Source organism: Brevibacillus sp. BD137 (genome assembly GCF_041644655.1).
Lineage (GTDB): Bacteria > Bacillota > Bacilli > Brevibacillales > Brevibacillaceae > Brevibacillus > Brevibacillus brevis_D.
Genome location: NZ_JAOTNO010000001.1, coordinates 485,279 through 505,381 on the forward strand (window position 1 = coordinate 485,279; position 20,103 = coordinate 505,381).

General features: G+C 46.9%; 23 protein-coding genes and 1 riboswitch. Of the genes, 8 read left to right on the forward strand and 15 right to left on the reverse strand.

Features of this window, described 5'->3' with window-relative positions; all coding sequences use genetic code 11:
• Positions 1-64 precede the first annotated feature (64 nt).
• A complete protein-coding gene (locus tag ODZ53_RS02595; RefSeq protein WP_372675805.1) occupies positions 65-1,138 on the forward strand; it encodes a hypothetical protein in 1,074 nt (357 codons plus the stop codon).
• Between the two features lie 13 nt (positions 1,139-1,151).
• Here the strand turns inward: ODZ53_RS02595 and ODZ53_RS02600 are convergent, their stop codons facing one another.
• Positions 1,152-2,408, reverse strand: a complete 1,257-nt coding sequence (locus ODZ53_RS02600; protein ID WP_372675806.1) for a CapA family protein — start codon at positions 2,406-2,408, stop codon at positions 1,152-1,154.
• Between the two features lie 92 nt (positions 2,409-2,500).
• The gene (locus tag ODZ53_RS02605) at positions 2,501-3,145 is read right to left on the reverse strand and encodes an MBL fold metallo-hydrolase (RefSeq protein ID WP_372675807.1); all 645 of its coding nucleotides are present in this window, start codon (positions 3,143-3,145) and stop codon (positions 2,501-2,503) included.
• Positions 3,146-3,211: 66 nt separating this feature from the next.
• Here ODZ53_RS02605 and ODZ53_RS02610 point away from each other — a divergent pair, with 66 nt between their 5' ends.
• Positions 3,212-3,712: a hypothetical protein gene (locus ODZ53_RS02610; protein ID WP_372675808.1), complete on the forward strand. Its 501-nt coding sequence runs from the start codon at positions 3,212-3,214 to the stop codon at positions 3,710-3,712.
• Between the two features lie 50 nt (positions 3,713-3,762).
• Here the strand turns inward: ODZ53_RS02610 and ODZ53_RS02615 are convergent, their stop codons facing one another.
• Together ODZ53_RS02615 and ODZ53_RS02620 are read right to left on the reverse strand one after the other, a co-directional pair.
• On the reverse strand, positions 3,763-4,305 hold the full coding sequence (locus tag ODZ53_RS02615; protein ID WP_372675809.1) for a hypothetical protein: 543 nt from the start codon (positions 4,303-4,305) through the stop codon (positions 3,763-3,765).
• Between the two features lie 82 nt (positions 4,306-4,387).
• Positions 4,388-4,834, reverse strand: a complete 447-nt coding sequence (locus ODZ53_RS02620; RefSeq protein ID WP_015892130.1) for a hypothetical protein — start codon at positions 4,832-4,834, stop codon at positions 4,388-4,390.
• A gap of 139 nt (positions 4,835-4,973) precedes the next feature.
• On the opposite strand from ODZ53_RS02620, the gene ODZ53_RS02625 reads away from it, so the two are divergent.
• Complete coding sequence (locus tag ODZ53_RS02625) at positions 4,974-5,450, forward strand: DinB family protein (protein WP_199929991.1); 477 nt, start codon at positions 4,974-4,976, stop codon at positions 5,448-5,450.
• Between the two features lie 335 nt (positions 5,451-5,785).
• Here the strand turns inward: ODZ53_RS02625 and ODZ53_RS02630 are convergent, their stop codons facing one another.
• Positions 5,786-7,120, reverse strand: coding sequence for a PhoH family protein (locus ODZ53_RS02630; protein WP_016740695.1), 1,335 nt, complete (start codon positions 7,118-7,120; stop codon positions 5,786-5,788).
• Between the two features lie 202 nt (positions 7,121-7,322).
• On the opposite strand from ODZ53_RS02630, the gene ODZ53_RS02635 reads away from it, so the two are divergent.
• A complete protein-coding gene (locus tag ODZ53_RS02635; RefSeq protein WP_199929992.1) occupies positions 7,323-7,928 on the forward strand; it encodes a YhcN/YlaJ family sporulation lipoprotein in 606 nt (201 codons plus the stop codon).
• Positions 7,929-7,951: 23 nt separating this feature from the next.
• Here the strand turns inward: ODZ53_RS02635 and ODZ53_RS02640 are convergent, their stop codons facing one another.
• The 3 genes from ODZ53_RS02640 to ODZ53_RS02650 all read right to left on the reverse strand — a co-directional run bounded on the left by ODZ53_RS02640 (position 7,952) and on the right by ODZ53_RS02650 (position 11,046).
• The gene (locus ODZ53_RS02640) at positions 7,952-9,139 is read right to left on the reverse strand and encodes a trans-sulfuration enzyme family protein (RefSeq protein WP_372675810.1); all 1,188 of its coding nucleotides are present in this window, start codon (positions 9,137-9,139) and stop codon (positions 7,952-7,954) included.
• Positions 9,136-10,299, reverse strand: coding sequence for an aminotransferase class I/II-fold pyridoxal phosphate-dependent enzyme (locus ODZ53_RS02645; protein WP_372675811.1), 1,164 nt, complete (start codon positions 10,297-10,299; stop codon positions 9,136-9,138). The genes ODZ53_RS02640 and ODZ53_RS02645 overlap by 4 nt, the downstream gene beginning before the upstream one ends.
• Positions 10,300-10,393: 94 nt before the next feature.
• Positions 10,394-10,513: riboswitch (SAM riboswitch) on the reverse strand.
• Positions 10,514-10,587: 74 nt separating this feature from the next.
• Positions 10,588-11,046 carry a pyridoxamine 5'-phosphate oxidase family protein gene (locus ODZ53_RS02650; protein ID WP_015892137.1) on the reverse strand — a complete coding sequence of 153 codons (459 nt, stop codon included), beginning with the start codon at positions 11,044-11,046 and terminating at the stop codon, positions 10,588-10,590.
• A gap of 138 nt (positions 11,047-11,184) precedes the next feature.
• Between ODZ53_RS02650 and ODZ53_RS02655 the strand changes: the two genes are divergently transcribed.
• On the forward strand, positions 11,185-11,526 hold the full coding sequence (locus ODZ53_RS02655; RefSeq protein ID WP_007723262.1) for a DUF5665 domain-containing protein: 342 nt from the start codon (positions 11,185-11,187) through the stop codon (positions 11,524-11,526).
• 9 nt (positions 11,527-11,535) lie between these two features.
• Here the strand turns inward: ODZ53_RS02655 and ODZ53_RS02660 are convergent, their stop codons facing one another.
• The 3 genes from ODZ53_RS02660 to ODZ53_RS02670 form a co-directional block, all read right to left on the reverse strand.
• Entirely contained in the window at positions 11,536-12,918 is a 1,383-nt protein-coding gene (locus ODZ53_RS02660) for a hypothetical protein (RefSeq protein WP_372675812.1), read from the reverse strand.
• A gap of 187 nt (positions 12,919-13,105) precedes the next feature.
• Positions 13,106-13,381, reverse strand: a complete 276-nt coding sequence (locus tag ODZ53_RS02665) for a hypothetical protein (protein WP_372675813.1) — start codon at positions 13,379-13,381, stop codon at positions 13,106-13,108.
• 10 nt (positions 13,382-13,391) lie between these two features.
• A complete protein-coding gene (locus tag ODZ53_RS02670) occupies positions 13,392-13,718 on the reverse strand; it encodes a YlaH-like family protein (protein WP_015892141.1) in 327 nt (108 codons plus the stop codon).
• A gap of 231 nt (positions 13,719-13,949) precedes the next feature.
• Here ODZ53_RS02670 and ODZ53_RS02675 point away from each other — a divergent pair, with 231 nt between their 5' ends.
• Positions 13,950-14,423 carry a glutathione peroxidase gene (locus ODZ53_RS02675; RefSeq protein ID WP_372675814.1) on the forward strand — a complete coding sequence of 158 codons (474 nt, stop codon included), beginning with the start codon at positions 13,950-13,952 and terminating at the stop codon, positions 14,421-14,423.
• Between the two features lie 68 nt (positions 14,424-14,491).
• On the opposite strand, the gene typA is transcribed toward ODZ53_RS02675, so the two are convergent.
• Positions 14,492-16,333, reverse strand: coding sequence for a translational GTPase TypA (gene typA / locus ODZ53_RS02680; RefSeq protein ID WP_017249600.1), 1,842 nt, complete (start codon positions 16,331-16,333; stop codon positions 14,492-14,494).
• Positions 16,334-16,472: 139 nt separating this feature from the next.
• Between typA and ODZ53_RS02685 the strand changes: the two genes are divergently transcribed.
• Positions 16,473-17,084, forward strand: a complete 612-nt coding sequence (locus ODZ53_RS02685; protein WP_372675815.1) for a YhcN/YlaJ family sporulation lipoprotein — start codon at positions 16,473-16,475, stop codon at positions 17,082-17,084.
• A 79-nt stretch (positions 17,085-17,163) separates the two neighbouring features.
• On the opposite strand, the gene speD is transcribed toward ODZ53_RS02685, so the two are convergent.
• Entirely contained in the window at positions 17,164-17,565 is a 402-nt protein-coding gene (gene speD, locus ODZ53_RS02690) for an adenosylmethionine decarboxylase (protein WP_007723244.1), read from the reverse strand.
• A 320-nt stretch (positions 17,566-17,885) separates the two neighbouring features.
• Between speD and ODZ53_RS02695 the strand changes: the two genes are divergently transcribed.
• Positions 17,886-18,380 carry a GNAT family N-acetyltransferase gene (locus ODZ53_RS02695; protein ID WP_372675816.1) on the forward strand — a complete coding sequence of 165 codons (495 nt, stop codon included), beginning with the start codon at positions 17,886-17,888 and terminating at the stop codon, positions 18,378-18,380.
• Between the two features lie 114 nt (positions 18,381-18,494).
• Here ODZ53_RS02695 and ODZ53_RS02700 read toward each other — a convergent pair whose 3' ends face one another.
• Both ODZ53_RS02700 and ODZ53_RS02705 read right to left on the reverse strand, forming a co-directional pair.
• Positions 18,495-19,091: a hypothetical protein gene (locus ODZ53_RS02700; protein WP_372675817.1), complete on the reverse strand. Its 597-nt coding sequence runs from the start codon at positions 19,089-19,091 to the stop codon at positions 18,495-18,497.
• 346 nt (positions 19,092-19,437) lie between these two features.
• Positions 19,438-19,944 carry a DUF4446 family protein gene (locus tag ODZ53_RS02705; RefSeq protein ID WP_372675818.1) on the reverse strand — a complete coding sequence of 169 codons (507 nt, stop codon included), beginning with the start codon at positions 19,942-19,944 and terminating at the stop codon, positions 19,438-19,440.
• Positions 19,945-20,103 lie beyond the last annotated feature (159 nt).

Genomic DNA, 20,103 nt, shown 5'->3' on the forward strand with positions numbered 1-20,103 from the left:
TAGATAAGGCTATAATACGAAAAGAAGCATACAATATGGAAAGGCAAAAGCAAAAGGTGAAATCATGCGCAAAATTCTACTCGTCTTATTCCTGCTTGTATGTCCACTGACGGTGTTCGCCCAGGAAGAGCCCGCTACCTCTTTGGAACAGCTCATCCTGCAGCAGCATTTTACACAAAAAGAGCTGGAGCGAACCCTCACCTTACTTAAGGAAGAAGAGACGCGGACATACGGGGAAATCGCTCAAATGGATCTCGACTTGCAACGGCAAAAGCTGGTGATGGAAGCGACACAACGTCGTGCCGGTGAAGTAGCGCGGGCCTATTACATGGGCGAGCGTACTAATCTTCTGACGTTACTATTAAATGCGGAAAATTTCAATCAGTTCTTATTGATGTACGATTTCTACGAGATCTTGTACGAGCGTGACATGTCTCGACTAGAAACCTATCATACTGAGCGCACGAAGCTCACCGCGATGCAAACCGACAAAAAGAATCGATTGGAACAACTTCAAGCACTGCGAAAAAAATACGAGCTTCAATTGTCAGAGATGCTCGCTGTTGCCGCTGAAAAAGAAAAGAATGTACAAAAACTGGATGACCCGACAGTTGTGGAATCCATGATGAATCACTTGATTTTAGACTGGGAAAAACGTGGTTTGCCCGCTTTCCAGACCTTCTTTGGAATGCTCGCGCAGGTCATGGTTCAAGTTCCCGAGTTGGCGACGCCGGATCGAATTTCGTCGGAAGGTCTCCTCAAGCATACGCTAACCATCAACCAGACTGACTTCAACAATTTTTTGATAGAGAAAGACGCCTTGTTTAAACAATCCCATTTCTCCTTTGAGGATAACAAGCTGACCGTGGAAGGCACGTATGATCAGATGGAGCTCAAGCTCGTTGGTAACTATGAGCTCGTCTCTCCCACTCATCTCAAATTCCACATTACCGAGCTGTACTTTGACGGCTTTGCCTTGCCTCTTTCAACCGTGGAAGAAATGGAGAAAGCGTACGATCTCGGATTTTATCCGGAGTTGATCTCCCCCAATATCCAAGTGCAGGGCATCACGTTGATGGACGAAGAATTAAAGCTCCAGCTACAATTTAATTTTCCCTTTGGATTTGGAAAGAAGTAAAGCCAGCTATTCGTTAGCTGGCTTTTTTCTGGGAGACAACCTTATTGATATGAGCCGGCATTTCCTGCTGCAATTGTGTCATGTACTGGATCGCTTCTTTCGTCAGCGTCGGGTATTTTTGCCCTTGCTTTAGCTTCTCCAATGTTTCTGACACTGGGTAAATGACATAGTTGCGCTTGTTATTTTTCCGATAAAAATGAACGTAGGTCGGAATCATTTCAGCACTTTCGATGCTGGCCTCTCCTGACTCATTCTTGTACAGCACAAGCTTCAGAATTGCCCCAACATCCTTGTAGTCCCATCGCTGCGCCGAAATGAAATTGCCTAACGAGTAGGTGATCAGCCCTTTGTGTTGACGTCCATCTTCGAGGGTAACCGTCTTCCATTCGTAAGGTTGTACCACATGTGGATGCGCGCCCAGTATGATATCCGCTCCAAATGTCAGAGCTTGCTCGGCGGTCTTGATTTGTTCAGGGCTAGGCATCCGTTGATACTCATTTCCGAAATGAAGCGCCACTGCAACCAGATCGGCTCCTTTTTCTCTTGCCCGTGCGATGTCTTTCTTCATCAGCTCAGGCGAAATCAGATTGATCAGATACGGCTTGCCCTCTGGAATCGCGATTCCATTCGTTCCGTACGTATACGACAGCAAGGCTAGTGTGAATCCGTCCTTGCTCAACAACAAGGGCTCATCTCGATCCTCGGGATTTGCAAACGTTCCCGTGTGCGGTAGGCCGGCTTCATCGAGATATTTGATGGTTTGCAGAACCCCTCGTTCTTTGCGGTCCATCGAATGGTTATTCGCTGTCGTTACCGCAGTAAATCCAATTTCCTTCAACGTATGTGCAAGCGACTCAGGAGAATTAAACATCGGATAGCCTGAGTATTTGGCCTCGCTGCCGCTCATCGTTGTCTCAAGATTGCCGATGACCCAGTCTGCCTCGCGGAACATCGGGATGACATTCGGGAAGAAACGTTTAAAATCATAGCTTTTCGTCGCTGGGTCCCAGACGGCATCCAACTGCTCCTGATGCATCATGATATCCCCAACAGCGAGAAGGGAGATACGCTGTTCCGGAAATCTTGATGGCGAAGTCGGAGGTTGTGTCTCCTGTTGATTGGGTGCTGTCTGCGGTGGTGTTTCGGGATCAGGCACTTTCACGTTGGGAGCTTGGCTCGTCTTATCTGCTTGGGCGACGGGTGCCGCACACCCAACCAGACTCGTGCAGGCGATAACGAGAAGGAGTGCCCATTTCCATGTTCGCTTCATAATGAATAGCTCCTTTGGTAAATGGTGACCCCTTCTTTTTCTCCACCACCTGACAAAATCCTCTCCCAGACTTATAAAGAATGATGAATTGACTAACGAAGCATGCCTGTGACAAACGGATTGTACGTTTTCTCGTAGTCGATTGTCGTCTTCGGTCCATGTCCTGGATAAACAATCGTTTCATCATCGAGCTCAAACAGTTTGTCCTGGATGCTGATCATCAGTGTCTCAAAATCTCCTCCGAAGAGATCTGTACGCCCGATGCTCTGGTTAAACAGAACGTCCCCACCGAAGCAGTGTTGGCCAATTACGAATGAACAACTGCCTGGTGAATGACCTGGCGTATGCAGCACCTGAATATGAAAACCTGCCACTTCCAGAGTCTGACCATCCTCCAGCTCGTGCTCGGCCCGCTCACATATGATGAGTTCCGGTAGATTCCAGCGTCGCGATCCGTTGAGATCAGGGTTTGTGAGCCATTCCTGCTCCAGTGGATGAATGTAAACGGGTGCTTTTGTTAATTCTCTTACTTGGTTGAGTCCACCAATATGATCCAAGTGGGCATGCGTCAAAAGAATGGCGACGACGTTTTTATTTGCGAGGGCGCGGAGCAACTGATCTGGCTCCATGCCCGGGTCAATCACAATGGTTTGGTTGGTAGCGGTATTTGTCACCACATACGCATTCGTTTGAAATGCTCCCAACGCATAGGATTCAATGGCAAGATTTTGATTCATCACAGGAAACCTCCTTGATTTTTTGATACGATAGAAAAAACACGTTTGCAAACATGGGGGTATGACATGCGCCATATGTACGGAATTGAACTGAATGTACCAGCTGGGAAGCTCCCTGGCTTCTATGCTCAAGTCATACATAAAATCGGAGATCATGTCAATGTCTTTGATCGGGACAAACTGCTTTTTATTGTCGAGAATCAAGCCGAACAGGAGAAGCTGGAAACCATTTTGAAAAAGTCCAACATGTTAGGCGATGCCTTTTCTCTATTGCTGCTGCCGTCAGCAACCACAATCGAGCCACTCGACGATATCGGTTTTGTCTCCCAAAATGAACATTTGTATGTATATGCAGATCAAGTTGCCATCGTAACGCTGGCGGCTCCATCCCAATCAAAGGATCAGTGGGCTGCCTTAGAACAACTCCGCGAGCATGTTCTAGGTGTGATACCTGAAAAGACAGACCAACCCGAAGCCTACCTGATCGATCAAAACTTGATTCCACTGGCAGAGGGAATCGCGAAGGCTTATCAAGTGAAGCTCGTTTGGCTCCATCCGACTAAATAAATCCTTTCCATGTAAAAAAGGGAGCGCCTTATAAGCGAACTCCCTTTTCCTTATGACGACGATTTACGATCAAACCGGAACCATGCCACTTGATTATTCACAAGACCAAAATTGGCGGTGTATTTGCTGCCTTCGTACACCACTTCTTGTTCGCCTTTTCCTTTGCCGTACAGCTTCTCTAGCTGCCGAGCACTGTCAAACATAGCGAGTCCTCGGTATGTTTTGAATTTTTGCGCGTCCTCACGGGGAACTCCTCCCAGCATAATCGATGTCAATTCACCTTTGTGAATTTTGATCATCATCTGGGTCTGATCAACCAGCATCATCCCCATCACTGCATCTCCCGCACCCTGCGCCATCTGCTCTACCGTGTAGCTTTGCCTTGTCACCATATCCATAAAATCAGCTTTTGTCGGCTTTAAAATATCCATTGCTTCTTTAACGTTCTGCCCGAGATAAATGCCGTTTACTCCGTATTCCATTTGATTTTCGGGGTCAAATGTAGCAGTTGGTTCCGACTGGGCTGAACATGCCACCAAGACAACTACTGTCAACACCCAAATCACAGCCATTCGCAAGCATTTCGCTATCATCCTTCTGTGCCCACCTTTGCTACCGCTCTTTTGGTTATCTTAGCGTATCCAGCAAGCATCGGGCAACTATGGAAAGACGAGCTTATTCTCGTGTTCCGCTGACTTTGCGGCGCGGTCGATTTGGAGGCAGATTGTTGTCTACCGATTGTTTGAAGCTCTCAAGTATTTTGAGGAGTGATGCAAAAAAAGGCGAGCCAAACACCGCAACAATCCCCCACATCCATGTTCCTAACTGCCACGAATTTTTTACATAAGCTGATTCCGCCCCCGTTAAAATAAGGGCTGGGTCCAGACCTAGCATGCCAAAAATGACACCAGCAGCCAATACGGAAATGACCAAATTGAAAAAGCGCTTGTAGTGCATCAATCGAGCGGCGTGATACTGATCCTCCCAGCAATTTTCTTTCGCCTCATAATCCGTCGCCAAAAAGGGAATGACTGATTTAAAAGCTTCTGTAACCCCTGCTGCCGCGCTGGACACCGCTGTTATATAAATCAAGAAAGAAATCGATGAATCCAACGTAACCATCATGCTTCCCTCCTTTTTACATATGTATGGGATTGGAGGGACAACTTGCAAATTTTTTTGCAGTTTGTATATTTCCCCTTTGTTGTTTATGCGGTAAGATGTGAAGTGCATGTAAATATGAGGAAGGGCAGGGATTGCTATGCAGGACTTTTCATTTGTATGGAATCAGTTCGACTTGATTCGCGGAATGTTTTTGGCGAGATTGACGGAAATAACCGAGGAAGAAGCAGATGTAGTTCCAGTTGGCTTTCAAAACAACATTCGCTGGAATATTGGTCATATTCTTCTGACACAAGATTTCTTGCTCTTCGGACCAGAAGGAATGAAATGTCCTCCGCATTACGCTGCCATGTTCGCTCCAGGAACCAAACCTGCTGATTGGCAAAAAGAAGGTCCTTCCCTCGAAGCCTTGGCTGCCGAGCTAAAGGAACAACATGTACGTATCAAAGAAGAATTGCATTCCCGATTGAATGATCCATTGCCAAAGCCATTTGAACTAGGAGACAAAGGCACGATGCATACTTATGGGGAAATGATGGTCTTCACTCTTTTCCATGAAGGAATGCACATCGGATGTATTTCGTCATTGCGAAAAGCGATCGCAGCTGCTAAATAAGGAAATCGGACAAAAACGCGGGGTTGTTTATCCGCGTTTTTCTTTTTGCCTGCCAAATGCTCAAAAAAATGAAAACCGCTCCAATGAGGAGCGGTCCTTGTCGAGCCCGAATTGCTTATGGGGTTCTACCGGTTATTCTCTTTGGCTCTTCAACCTCCATCGTAGAGAAAAGTAGCTAAAGGAATCGGTGTATTTCCATACGACTTTCGTCGATTGCTTGATCATGATTATCCACGGATCTTCGCCTCCTGCAAGGCATTTCGCCGTTTACTCACATGAATCATCGGGCTCGACAAATATAGTATGACCTCCTCGTGATTTTTCATACATCCTCTTTACAATAAATCTGCGGCCAGCTGTGCAAGCACACTCCGTTCGCCTTTTTCCAACTGGATATGTCCAGCCAGCTTTTGGTCTTTAAATACCTCTACCACGTAGGTTAAACCGTTGTTGCTCTCATCCAGATACGGATGATCGATCTGCTCAGGATCACCCATTAGCACAATTTTCGAGCCGTCCCCCACCCTCGTCAGGATCGTCTTTACTTCATGCTTTGTTAAATTCTGTGCTTCATCAATGATAATAAATTGTTCTGGGATGGAGCGCCCCCGAATATACGTCAAAGCTTCCACCTGCAAACTCCCCATGCCTGCCAAAATTTTATCCAGATCACCTGGGCGTTTCGTGTTGAATAAATATTCCAAATTATCATAAATCGGTTGCATCCACGGTCGAAGCTTTTCTTCTTTTTCGCCGGGCAAATAACCGATGTCTTTTCCAAGTGGAACGATAGGTCTTGCCACTAACAGTTTTTTGTATTTTTGCTGGTCTTCGATTTGCAGCAGGCCCGCTGCTAATGCCAGCAAGGTTTTTCCTGTACCGGCCTTACCGGTCATGGTTACTAAAGGAATATCATCTCGTAGCAGCAATTCGGTTGCCATCCGTTGCTGCACGTTGCGGGCTCGGATGCCCCAAATCGGATCATCATCTGATACAAGCATTTCTAACATTTTTCCGTCTGGGTCGACCTTTCCAATCGCTGAAATGGATGGGTTGCATTCGTCCTTCAGCACTAAAAATTGATGAGGGTAAAAGCGATAGCGCGGAAAACAGGAGGCCAGCTGTAGTTTTTTTGTCGCATAGTAAGTCTTGATGATATCGGACGCTACCATCATCTTCTGATACCCCGGGTAAATACTGGAGAACTCCCCCACAACTCGATCCGAAAGAAAATCCTCTGCGGAAATATTCAATGCATCAGCCTTGACTCTCATAAGCGCATCCTTACTTACCAGAATGACTGGTCTTGGCTGTGGTTTTCCATTTTCCTCCTCTTGTAAGTTTAGTGCAACCGCTAAAATCCGGTTGTCATTACTCATTTCCGTGAATTGTTTTTGAAGGCGGTGGAAAGAGGAATGATTCAGTTCCACTCGAAACAATCCACCTGTTTCAAGGGTAATGCCAGTGTGTAATTGCCCCAGCTCACGAAAACTGTCAAAGAGCCGAGATACGTACCGAGCATTGCGGCCAATTTCATCCATGTACCGCTTTTTGGAATCGATTTCTTCCAATACGACAGCTGGTATGACGATTTCGTTGTCAGCGAAAGAAAACATCGCCCTTGGATCTTGCAGGAGTACGTTGGTGTCCAGTACGTAGATTTTCTTCAAAATCTCGCCTCCTATTACCCTTCTTATATACCCTATGCAATTTTTGGAGGGATGCTCAAGTGCGGCGACGTGATGTACTACAGTCTATGTTCAGGTAGACAGAGATAGACGACCCATTGGCAGAATGAAAATGGACAGCCCAGAACAAAATACTTGTAACCCTGCCCTCCTAACGAAGGAAGGCAATACTGGGAAAGGGAGAATGCCTGTGAAACGGATCATGATCTACTGTCTCGGTTTTAGCTTGTTGCTTACAGCATGTACGTCAGGCAATAAAACCCCGACGAATCAGGCTGCACAACAGCCGAAGCATGCCACTCATACTCAGCGTGTTCAGCAAACAGCTCCTCAGCCTGCTTATAATCAATCTTCCCAAGCCACCGCTGATCGTCTCGCCCAACTAGCAACACGTGTGAAAAGGGTGCACAGCGCTACGGCTGTGGTCATGGGCAAATATGCGGTAGTCGGTATTACTGTGGATCCGAATCTGGATCGCCCAGAAGTTGGCGTCATTAAATATACGGTTGCGGAAGCTCTGAAAGAAGACCCCCAAGGAGCGAATGCTGTCGTAACGGCAGATCCTGCCTTCGTACAGCGGTTACGGGAAATGAGAGATGATATTCGTCGCGGCCATCCTGTTGCCGGAATTACCGAAGAGTTGGCGGATATGGTAGGTCGGATCATACCCCAACTGCCACGCAGTGTGCAGCCTCGTGAAGAAACCCCTTCCCAAGTAAAAGAAAAACGCATGCACAAAGAGCCACAAGGACAAAACAAAATCAACGCAAATCGTACAGGAACACCTTAAAGAAAAAGAGGTATCCCCCGGAATTAAGCCCGGGAGAATACCTCTTTTTCTTTATAAGCTGGTGCTTCAGATGGCAAATGATCCAGTGCTTGCTTCAAATCTGCCACCAAGTCATCAAAATCCTCTAAACCAGCTGACAATCTGATCAAACCATCTGTGATTCCCCTTGCAGCTCTTTCTTCAGCGGGCATCGCTGCATGTGACATCGTAGCTGGATACGAGAGAATCGTTTCCACTGCCCCGAGGCTGACTGCCACAATCGGCAATTTCACGCGATCAAACAGCGCTTTTGCACGCTCACGGCTCCCTACATCAAAGGAAAGAACAGCCCCATGACCGGTCGCTTGTTGTGTTTGAATCAGGTGACCGGGGTGATCCGCCAGTCCCGTATAGTAAACGCGACTTACTTGTGGATGCGTAGACAACCACTCAGCCAAGCCCGCGGCTGTCTTCGTGCTCACATCCAGTCGGGCTTTCAATGTTTTGAGCCCTCGCATCACGAGCCAGCAGTCCTGCACACCCAAAATCGCTCCCATGCCATTCTGGATAAAGTAGAGCTGCTCCCCTAACCCAGCTTCTCTGGTCACGGCCAGACCAGCCACGACGTCGCTATGCCCTCCAATAAACTTTGTTGCACTATGAATGACCACATCTGCGCCAAGTTCCAATGGTCGCTGGTAATACGGGGTAAGGAACGTATTATCGACAATGACGAGCAAGCCGTGCTCCTTCGCGATACGAGAAACCGCTGCAATATCTGTCACCTTTAAGGTAGGATTGGAGGGGGTCTCCAGGTAAACCCCTTTCGTTGCCGGTGTAATAGCCGCACGAACGGCTTCTGTCTCTGTCGCATCCACGAACGTTACAGAGATGCCCATTCTCGACAATACCTTGGTCAAAAACCGAAACGTGCCACCGTATACATCTTCCGCCACTACAACATGATCTCCGGCAGAAAACAGCATGAACACGCTGGAAATGGCAGCCATGCCAGATGAGAACGCGAAACCGCGTGCGCCTCCCTCCAGAGACGCAATGGCTTCTTCCAAAGCCTGCCTAGTCGGATTGCCTGATCTGGCATAATCGAATACACCTGGCTGATCGATATCAGCCTGATGAAACGTAGAAGCTTGATAAATCGGAACCGACGACGCACCTGTGAACGGGTCAATGCAAGTGGAACCGTGGAGGATCTTGGTGGCAAAATTCATCGTACACTCCCCCCTACGACCAAACTAGCATTCAAGGCCTGAAACAAATCGGCTACGACATCATCTGGATGCTCGATGCCAACCGACAGCCGCAACAATCGATCACAAACACCGACATGCTCTCTGACTTCTTGCGGGATATCCGCGTGAGTCTGCGTCGCCGGATACGTACACAATGACTCAACACCACCCAGGCTTTCAGCAAAGGACACGATTTGCAGATTTTGCAAGAACAATCCCACCTGCTCCACATCGCGTACGCGGAACGATACCATCCCACTATGCCCTGTCGCTTGATTCACCTGGATCTCATGTCCCGGATGCTCTGGCAGACCCGGATAAAATACCTCCGCTACTGCCGGATGCTCACGCAGCTTTTCCGCTACAATCAAGGCATTGGATTGATGGCGCTCCATCCGCAATGCCAATGTTTTCATCCCGCGAATGAGAAGCCAGCAATCTTGAGGTCCGAGTACAGCACCGATTGAATTGTGCAAAAACCGGATTTTTTCCGACAACTCTTCTCCTTTTGTTACGATGAGTCCAGCCAACACATCGTTGTGTCCTGCCAAATACTTGGTCGCACTATGTAAGACGATATCTGCACCAAGCTCTAGTGGGCGTTGACAATACGGGGTTAAGAATGTGTTGTCTACAATCGTCAGGAGACTGTGCTGCTTCGCCAATTGTGCTACTGCTCGAATATCGGTAATCTGCATGAGCGGATTGGTTGGTGTCTCGACGAAAATAGCCTTTGTGTCTGGGCGAATCGCATTTTTCAGTGCACCAATGTCACGCAAATCCACGTACGAAAACGTCAGACCGTAACGAGAGAGCACTTGTTCGAACAATCGATAGGTTCCCCCGTACAGATCGAGCGAAACAATCAGATGATCTCCTTGGGAAAACAAACCCATAACGGTATGAACAGCAGCCATCCCTGAGGCGCAAGCGAATCCTGCATCTCCTGATTCCGCTATAGCGATGGTCTCCTCCAAAATGGTGCGAGTAGGATTAGCTGTGCGCGTATAGTCATAGCCAGTGCTCTGGCCCAAGGCAGGATGACGATAAGCCGTTGCATAGTAAACAGGAAAGCTCACCGCCCCTGTTTTTTCGTCTTTGCCTACTCCCGCCTGAATCAACTTTGTTTCCATTTTCATGTCTGTTTCTCTCCCTCCAATAGTGTACGAGGGCATCAAAAAAGCCCTCTTTCCTCTGAAAGAAGGCTTTGTTTACGTCACCGTAAGCAAATCCTTCTCATCTTTCAGAGTTTGATAACTCTGCAGGAATTAGCACCATTATCTCCCTGTTAAAATACAGGTGATTGGTTGCCGGGCATCATCGGGCCAGTCCCTCCGCCGCTCTGGATAAGAAGATTGCTATTCAATTCGATTGACCCTAATACTAATGGATCGGTAGGATTCTTGTCAACAATTTATTTCCACCCGTTAATTTGCATCTTTCAGGGCAGTCATAACTTGATTGTCCAGCTTCGCTGCTGCGTTTTTGTCATACGTCTTTTCATATTGTGGTTCTGCGGAAATACGGGAACCGTAAAACATAATATCACGAACAGCCTCAATTTTGATCTCTACCATGGCCAGCTTGAGCGGAACACCTTCCAGGCGGTCTGTTTTAACGACAGCACGACCATTAATGGCGAAAGACGAGCCGGCACCGATCAAATGCAGGACAACCTGCGGTTCCTTCGCAATATTAGCCAAAATACGTGAGCGATTATCCACGGCAAAACGAATCGTATCGGCGCTGACAGCAAACGTCCAGGACAAGGAACTGAGCGATGGTGCTCCTGACTCATGGTCTACTGTGCCCAAGGTAACAAAACGCTCCTTTTGCAAGAGCTTGAATAAATCTTCGGAAAGAGTTTGGGAAACAGTTTCAGCCATTTCAAAGCCTCCTATCAAACGTTTAGTACGTTCATTTTACCCTTCGCATAGCTGATAGGCAAACGTTTCCTCTTCACCTTGATTCTGGTTGTCTTTTTCCCTAGACTGGTAGGTAACGATACCGAATGATGGAAGGGGATGGACAGCTTGTCGCCTACAGATCGCCTCATGCAGCAAATTGACCAAGTACTTGAAGAGCTTCAGGAAGTTCGAAAGGTAAATGAGCGGATGCACAAAATTGCGATGTTCTTAGAAGATATCCGATTAGCAGATGTGATCCAAAATTACACAGCCCCGCGCAAGCTGCTCTGGATCAATTTCCTCGCAGGTCTTGCCCGGGGTCTGGGATTGACGATTGGTACTGCTATCGTTTTGGCTTTCCTCGGCTCCCTCTTGACGCAATTTCTTTCGATCCCCATTCTGGGGGACTACATCAGACAATTGGTGGAGTACGTCGAGACTTACAAGCAACGGCCTTAATGATAGAGACTAGTCTCTGTCCTCGTCATGATCGTCATCATCGTGATCTTCATTCCATTCCTTACCGTGCTTTTTCCAATAGCCATACGCATTGCCGTTGGGATGCTTATCTTTCTGCTTGCCTTTTTCTTTTTTCTTTTTGTCATCATCATCGTCTTCATCGCCGTCTGTAGGCTTCACAGGCTCGACAATGACCTTTGTGCTGAGTGCAACGTCAGCTTTCTTAATCAGCTTATCGTCTTCATACAATGCGAATTGAATCGATTTGGCACTAAAGGAATGATTCTTGTAAGACAACGTCAAAGAAAACTCGCCTTTGTCATTCGGTTTAATCTCTTTTTTCTTCCCGTCAGGAGCGATCACAACCAGCTCAGCATCGTCCTTTTTGTTCCAGCCGCTTACTGTCCCCTTCACCTGGATGGACTTGGCGGCAGGATTGTTTACAGCAGTCGCCTTGATGACAAATTCGGTCGCTTGATCCTTGTCAGGAGCGTTAACGATTTCTACCTGAACGGATTCGGAATCAACCTTCTTGCCATCCTCGTAAACCTCGATCAAGGCTTTTTGATCTTTTGCTGCTTGTACATCCTTTACTGAAACCGTAAAGCTGCCTACGCCATCCCACAGCTTCTTCACGTTTGCGTCTTTTTTCACGCCATTATAGGTGACAGTTACTTTATCTGCCCCCTGCTTGACAATTCCTTTTACCTTTAATTCCTTTTTCTTCGCATCCAATACAGACATAGTATGGATGATCATTTCCTGATCTTCTTCTGCTTTTGGAACGATCTTTACCTGTTCGCTATCGACCAGCTTGCTGCCCGCATAGGCACTTACGGTTACATACGGCTCATAGGATGCATCCGGAGCTTCAAAGCTGACCGTAAAAGAGTGCTCGTTGGTCGGAACGACTTCAATGATGTCGGAATTCGGCTTTTTCACTACCACCTTGGTGACATCCGAAGTCACAATCCCCTTTATGTACACCTTGTTATTTTCAGTCTTGGCATTTACGCTCACGATTTCTTCAGCATTCTCTGTCAGGCGCACTTCCAGCCAGATGTCGCTGTAGTACTCGTTGTAGATACGCTCCCACTCCGCTTTGTTTTCTTCCATATACGTTTGGAGCTTCGTATTCAAGTTGATTTCATCTACAATGATGTACAAGTGATCCGCTTGATTTTTCAAGAGCATGTTCAACGTGGTTGGATCATTTTGGGCCAGTTCTTTTAAATTGTAGCGCGTGACTTGCTTCCCCTCGTCATTCATGACTACCTTTGTGGCACTTGGACTAGCAATCGAGCTTGCATTGGCAAAAATTGGCGTTAAACAGCCAAGAATACCTGCCGCTGTCACAACTGCTAATACGGGCTTGGTCATGTACTTCTTCAATGGTAGTTCCCCCTTCTAGTCTGCCAAAATCCCCCTGCTTGCTTGGGTCTTTCATATTGACGGGAAATCATTTTCAAAAGTTGCAGCATCCAGGAAACCGCGTCTTATTACCTATGAAAAGCGCTTGAAACAAAAACCCCCCCAACTTCCGAATCATTTCGGCAAGTGGAGAGGAGTCTTTGTCCCGTTAGTTGCAGTTGTACTTGGGCTCACTTTCAATCGCGACCAATAAAGCTTCGGCTGATTCAGCAGGGTATCGCACTTCCACGGACTGTGAATCAGCGTTCCCCGATAGCACATACCAGCTACCTTCCTGACGGTAACCGATATCGCTCATTTGATGATCCTCATGTAGCAATTGCAAGAAAAAAGCAGCTGTATCCAAAGCAGAGCGGTCCTCTGGTCGCGCATCGGCAACCAATTGAATTTGGAGCCAATTAAAAAGTGCATCTTCACGCTTCACGCGATTCTCCTCACTTTCGCCCAGTTTGCTCCGGTTTGATCCGTACCTTTACAATCACGAGAATCGCGATCGCCACCAGCATTGCACTTTTCACAGGAAGCTGCACATCCAAAATAGCGAAAATGAGAGCTCCAACAAATAAAAGGATGTACAAGAGCACATTTTTCAAAATAGGCATACGGATACGGGTAGCAAAGCCAAGATAATAGACAATAATTAATTCCGCAAACAAAATCCAAGCGCGATATTTATCAGCCCACATGCGAAAGCTGTCAAATGCTGTGAGCTGATCTGGATTCGTTGGCACATAGGTTGATGCGATTTGTATCCAGTCCATCACTTATCTCTCCTGTCTTCAAGCGGTGAAACCCCTACCGCTTCACATGCCACCTCATAGGCGGAATGAAACGAATAGTCACTCCTTTTTTCTTAGGAAAACGCTATCTTTCTTACTTTATCAGGTGGTGGATTCTGTGTCAAAAAACGGTAGGCCCTTCCATGTAACTGGCATGATTTTCGCCGTACATGCTATGATGAGGATATGTCAGTAGAAAAAGGTGGGAATAAGATGAGCTTGTATGATATTGCCGTCAAAACGATTTCCGGTGAAGAAAAGACTTTGGCCGCCTTCAAAGGCAAGGTACTGCTAATTGTGAACGTCGCCAGCCAATGCGGACTTACCCCTCAATACAAAGGTCTACAGGAGCTGTATGAGCGTTATCAAGATAAGGGTCTCGTCGTTCTCGGCTTTCCTTGCAACCAGTTCGCTGGGCAAGAGCCTGGAACAGAAGAAGAAATCGCAACGTTCTGCGATCGCAATTACGGCGTGACGTTCCCGCTTTTTGCGAAGATCGATGTCAATGGTCCTGGTACCCACCCGTTGTATCAGTACTTGAAGGAACATGCTCCAAGCGAAGAAAATCCAGATATCGAATGGAACTTCTCCAAATTCCTCGTGGATAAAGACGGTCGTGTCGTGAAACGCATCAGTGCTCGTACTCAACCCGAAGAACTCAGCTCAGATATCGAGAGTCTGTTGTAAGGACAAGCCCAAACAAAAACGCCACTTCATCCCCAACAGGATCAAGTGGCGTTCTTTTCTAATCAATCTTACGCTTGCGGTTGTGCTTCATAGCGTCTTTGCTTCTCATAGCGCTCACGATCTGATTTGTTCAGATATTTTTTGCGCAGACGAACGGATTGAGGTGTGACTTCGCACAGCTCATCGTCGTTCAGATATTCCAGTGCCTCTTCCAAAGACAACATGCGAGGAGCCTTCATTTTGACAGTCTCATCCTTGGTCGCAGAACGTACGTTGGTCGCATGCTTTTCTTTACATACGTTTACAACAAGATCGTTGTCACGGTTGTGCTCGCCCACGATCATGCCTTCGTATACTTCTGTACCTGGGTGAATGAACATCGTTCCGCGATCTTCTACGGACATCAAGCCATACGTGGTAGCTGTTCCTGTCTCATGGGAAATAAGTACCCCTGCGTGACGTCCTCCTACCGCTCCTGGTACAAGTGGACGATAGCTGTCGAAGGAGTGGTTGAGAATACCGTAACCGCGTGTAATCGTCAAGAACTCTGTACGATATCCGATCAAACCGCGGGATGGAATAATGAATTCCAGACGAACTTGTCCGAAGCCGTTGTTGATCATGTTAACCATCTCGGCTTTACGTTGACCCAATGTCTCCATAACCGGCCCTGTGTATTCCTCAGGCACATCAATGATCAACAGCTCAGCCGGTTCCATTTTTTGTCCATCGATCATACGAATGATAACCTCAGGCTTGGACACACCCAGCTCAAAGCCTTCACGACGCATATTCTCTACCAAGATGGACAAGTGCAATTCACCGCGTCCAGAAACCACATACGCATCTGGCGAATCTGTTTCATCTACACGCAGAGATACATCTGTCTCCAGCTCAGACATCAAACGATCACGCAGCTTGCGGGAAGTCACGTGCTTACCTTCGCGACCAGCAAACGGGCTGTTATTCACAAGGAACGTCATTTGCAGAGTTGGCTCGTCAATTTTCAAGAGTGGCAATGCCTCTGGATGATCAACGTGACAAACGGTTTCCCCTACGTTGATATCGTCAATACCAGAAATCGCTACGATATCTCCTGCTCTTGCTGTTTTTTGCTCAACACGTTGCAAACCGGAGAAACCGAATAGCTTTTGAATCCGTGCTTTTTTCACTTCGCCTTCGCGTGTAGTGACAGATACCATTTCATTCAGGTTCATGGTTCCGCGATAGATGCGGCCAATCCCGATACGACCCAAAAAGTCGTTGTAATCCAGCATGGTTACTTGCATTTGGAGCGGAGCGGATTCGTCTGCGTCAGGAGCAGGCATATGCTCTACGATGGTGTCAAACAGTGGGCGAAGGTCGCCTTCCAGCTTATCTGGCTCAAGTCCTGCAATCCCTTGCAGACCGGAAGCATATACGATTGGGAATTCCAGCTGGTCTTCCGTCGCATCCAGATCAATGAACAGGTCGTACACTTCGTTGATAACTTCTTGAGGACGTGCATTGTCGCGGTCTACTTTGTTCACGACAACGATAGGGGTAACTTTTGCTTCCAGCGCTTTTTTCAATACAAAGCGCGTTTGTGGCATACAGCCTTCGAAGGCGTCGACGATCAACAGAACGCCATCCACCATGCTCATGATACGCTCAACCTCGCCACCGAAGTCAGCATGGCCTGGTGTATCCAAGATGTTAATCGTGAAATCATTGTATTTGACAGAAGTAGTTTTCGCCAGGATCGTGATTCCACGCTCGCGCTCCAGGTCGTTAGAGTCCATCATTCTCTCTTCTACCTGTTGGTTCGAGCGGAATGTGCCCGATTGGATCAAAAGTTTGTCAACCAGCGTGGTTTTTCCGTGGTCAACGTGGGCAATAATTGCAATGTTGCGTATGTCAAGACGCTTCATGTGAACCTCCTCTATTATGCATACCTTCCATATTAACAGGTAGTGAAACGCGGCACAATGGGCAGTTTTTTACGGGAGCCACTTCCAGAGTAGGGAACTTTATTTTCGTCATACTAAGGAAAATGGAGGTGGCATACGTATGAATCGGTATGGCCCGAAATGTTTGGTTGGCTTGCTTACGATTGCAACCATGTTAACCGGATGCGCAAGCTCGAACAGCCATCCAAAAAATCAAGCGCACACACAAAGTACCACCTATCAGCAAGCCCCGGGTGCCAGGACAAGCCTTGCTCATGATTATCATGCCTACACTGGCGGAATCAATGCCCGCAATTATCACAAAGGCTATACGGTCAATGGTTTCAATCAGGATTTGGCTGAACAGCTCACCTTGGTCGCAGATGAAGTACCTGGAGTGGAGCGGGCTACTGTTCTCGTGAGTGGAACAGATGCTGTCATCGGAATTCGTGTTCGAAAAAATTTTGGCCCTGAGCAAACGCGCATAATCGAACAGCAAGTCCACTCAGCCGTTCGTTCACGTGTTCCCCACTTCTCCATCCAAGTAGCCTCCGACGCAGCCACATTTGATCGGATTCGTGCCATCCATGCAGATATTTATGAAGAAGCGACGCATCGGACCAATCAAGTTGATGTGAGACCCGACATGAACAATCAAATCACCAATACATCCACGGAATTTCGTTCTCTGCTCCACGATATGGGTCTCAGAATTCCTACTGTCACTCCATGATGACAAATAGGAATCGAAGCTCCATATAAAAGAGGTGCGGAATTAGTCCGCACCTCTTGAAAACTTTTCCATTTGTTACTTACTTTGCCGCTTCAACCAGTTTCATTTCTGGCTCAACAACTTGCAGTTCACCCAAACCACGAACTAATTTCTTCGCGTAAGTTTTTTCCGGCTTCAGCACGGATACCAAGTAGTCGATGGCGATTTGCGGATCAACGGTTTCCCCACACGTGTAGCAATCCAGAGCAGCAAAGCCGCGCTCAGGATACGTATGAATGGACAGGTGGCTTTCCGAGAGAAGAACCAGTACGGTAGCACCCTGAGGAGAAAACTGCTTCGCTTGCACACTCAGTACCGTAGCACCGCATGCCTCAGCAGCCTCAATCATTTCCTTTTTCAAAAATTCTGCGTCGTTCAACAAATCAAACTGAACTCCCCATGTGTCAACAGCAACGTGTCTTCCGAAAGTCGAATATTCCATCTTTCGGTTCCCCCTTCCTAACGAGTGTAATGTTAAACATCGCTAGGACCTGCGTCATTCACTAACGGGGGCGGTTTCCGTTGTTATCCACCCTTTAAAGTGAATCCTGGTTCCTAATCCTGTTTCCAACGAAAACAACAATACCATGCATCGGCCTAGTTTGACAATACCCTTTTTCAATAATCTATAAGAACATTACAAATAGGCATGACGGCTGTCTCTACAGAATGGAGAACTGACGCCTGCTACAAGTGGCTTTCACCTATTATGATATATGCTAAACTTTTAGAAAGGAACCTGAATGGAGAGGATTACAACACATGATTACTATCCGTAATGCCAAACCAGAAGATTTGCCAGCACTAATCGCTATCGAGCACCTTTGCTTCTCACCAGAAGAAGCTGCAACACAGGAAGCATTTGAGAAACGTATTCGTTTGATTCCTGACAGTTTTTTTGTAGCGGAAGCGGATGGGATCATTGCGGGTTTGATCAATGGACCCGTCATCGAATCCCCCTTCATTACCGATGATCTTTTTCAAACGATTAAAGAAAATCCGGCATCTGGCGGTCATCAAACGATTTTAGGTTTAGCGGTTTCTCCCACGTTTCAAAATCGTGGCCTTGCCTCCATGCTCCTAGCACATCTGGAAGCATCCGCAAAAGTGTCCGGTCGCGAGACGATTACTCTTACGTGTAAAGATAATTTGATTGGCTACTATGAAAGACATGGATACCTCAACAACGGTGTTTCCAGCTCAGATCACGCTGGAGAAACTTGGCACAATATGAGCAAGCCATTACCCTTGCGCTAAATGTGAAGGACAAATAGTAAAAGCGGGCACCTCTTGTTAGGAGGAAACCCGCTTTTTCTTACTCGCTACTTGATCACATAAATAAAAAAGGGCGCCCCGGGCACCCTTCTTTCACTAAACTTCTAATTCAAATAGACGTCGCGATAACGTTACCAATCGAACATCAATTGCTGGAAGTTTTTCTGGGGCAGTTCTCTTTGCCCAATTACGCAAATCCAGCCATCGGTCCGTTTCTTGACGTAAGAACTCAATCTCCTGCTCGCTACCATCCTGCTGGAACAAAGCCTCCAGCTCATTGGCCATGTGCAGAGAGTTATTTTCAAAGATGGACACTTCTTCGTCTCCGGTTAGCTCCTGAATGCTCACAACCGATCCTTGATCGTAGTGATACACCATTGTGAAGCCGTCGTAAATCCGGTGGACAATTCCATAGCCTCGGAACGCTTTCATTGCTTTTCTCATAGCATTTGCCAGTTGCCGATCTCGGATCAGATACGAGCTGTCGCATGAGTAGCGGCTGCCAACCCGACAGAAACTCAATTGAATTTCGCCGTTCTTGTCATTCAAGATTACGTCACGATCGCCATTGTCACACACTTTGACTTGGACTGAAATGTGTTCATTGGTGAAAAGCGAAACGAACTGGTTCAGCTCTTCTTCATTCACCGTAAAATAGGCCTTGGCGTAATTAGTTGCTAAACGCTGTGCCATAAATATCTCCTCAATTCTTTTGGTTTGCATGGGTCGAGTATGACCGAACAGTTATCCAAAACAGAGGAGATACGCTAAGTATCAACAAAAGAACGCTGTAGAACCTGGCCTTGCCCTCCGCATCGAAAATCGATTTGGGTAATGAAGGCGGATCACCTACTTTTTGTTTTTCGCAAAAAAGCCATTTCTGACATCTTTATTATACCTCAGGTGCCCTCAAAAGTCTTGAGCAAAATGACGATGAATTTTAGCAAAAAACCGGAATATCCGCAATCAGAAGCAGGGAAATGAAATGAACTCCCTGATTCACTCAAATGCTTGCTGTTTCATTGAAATTCAAAGCGACTTATATCCCTACGGTTGAGGTCATCGCTTTTTTGATCGCAGCTTGTTCTTCTTCAGACAAATGGTAGGTCGATGTACCCTGCTCAAGCGGCTTGGCGTACACGCGAGATTCTTCTCGTCCAAAAATGCTGGTGATCACGACGCCGTTCCCAACGTCATCTGTTACCGCCAACGAAAAGCTAAGATCACTGCCGACATCCCCGAAGGCATTGTAACGGATAATCGCTACTTTGCCGCATTGCGCTGCCATTCGTTGTGACAGACGATTGATGGCAAACTGCTGATCGCTATGCTGCTTTTTCATTTCCTCTACCTGATCCAGCAGTTTATGCAAGCCTTCCTCGAGATTGGCTCCTCCCGTCCCTGTCATAATCCGGTTGATTGATTTCCTCAATCGACTAGTCCGAACTGACTGCATAATCACGATCCATAATAGGATCAGTGTCAATGCGATGACGGCTAAAAGCAGGATCGCTACATTGGGGATTTGTGATAGGAATGCTTCCAAAACTTTTCTTCCTTTCCGGCGCGTACGTAAATATGCTGTTAAAAACCTTCTTTATTGTACAACCGTCGGGCCTCCCATTCAAACAAGTCTTTTATAAAAACAACAATTACGAAATGAGCGACTTTTTCACCAAAAAAAGCGACACCCTCATTTGTTTGA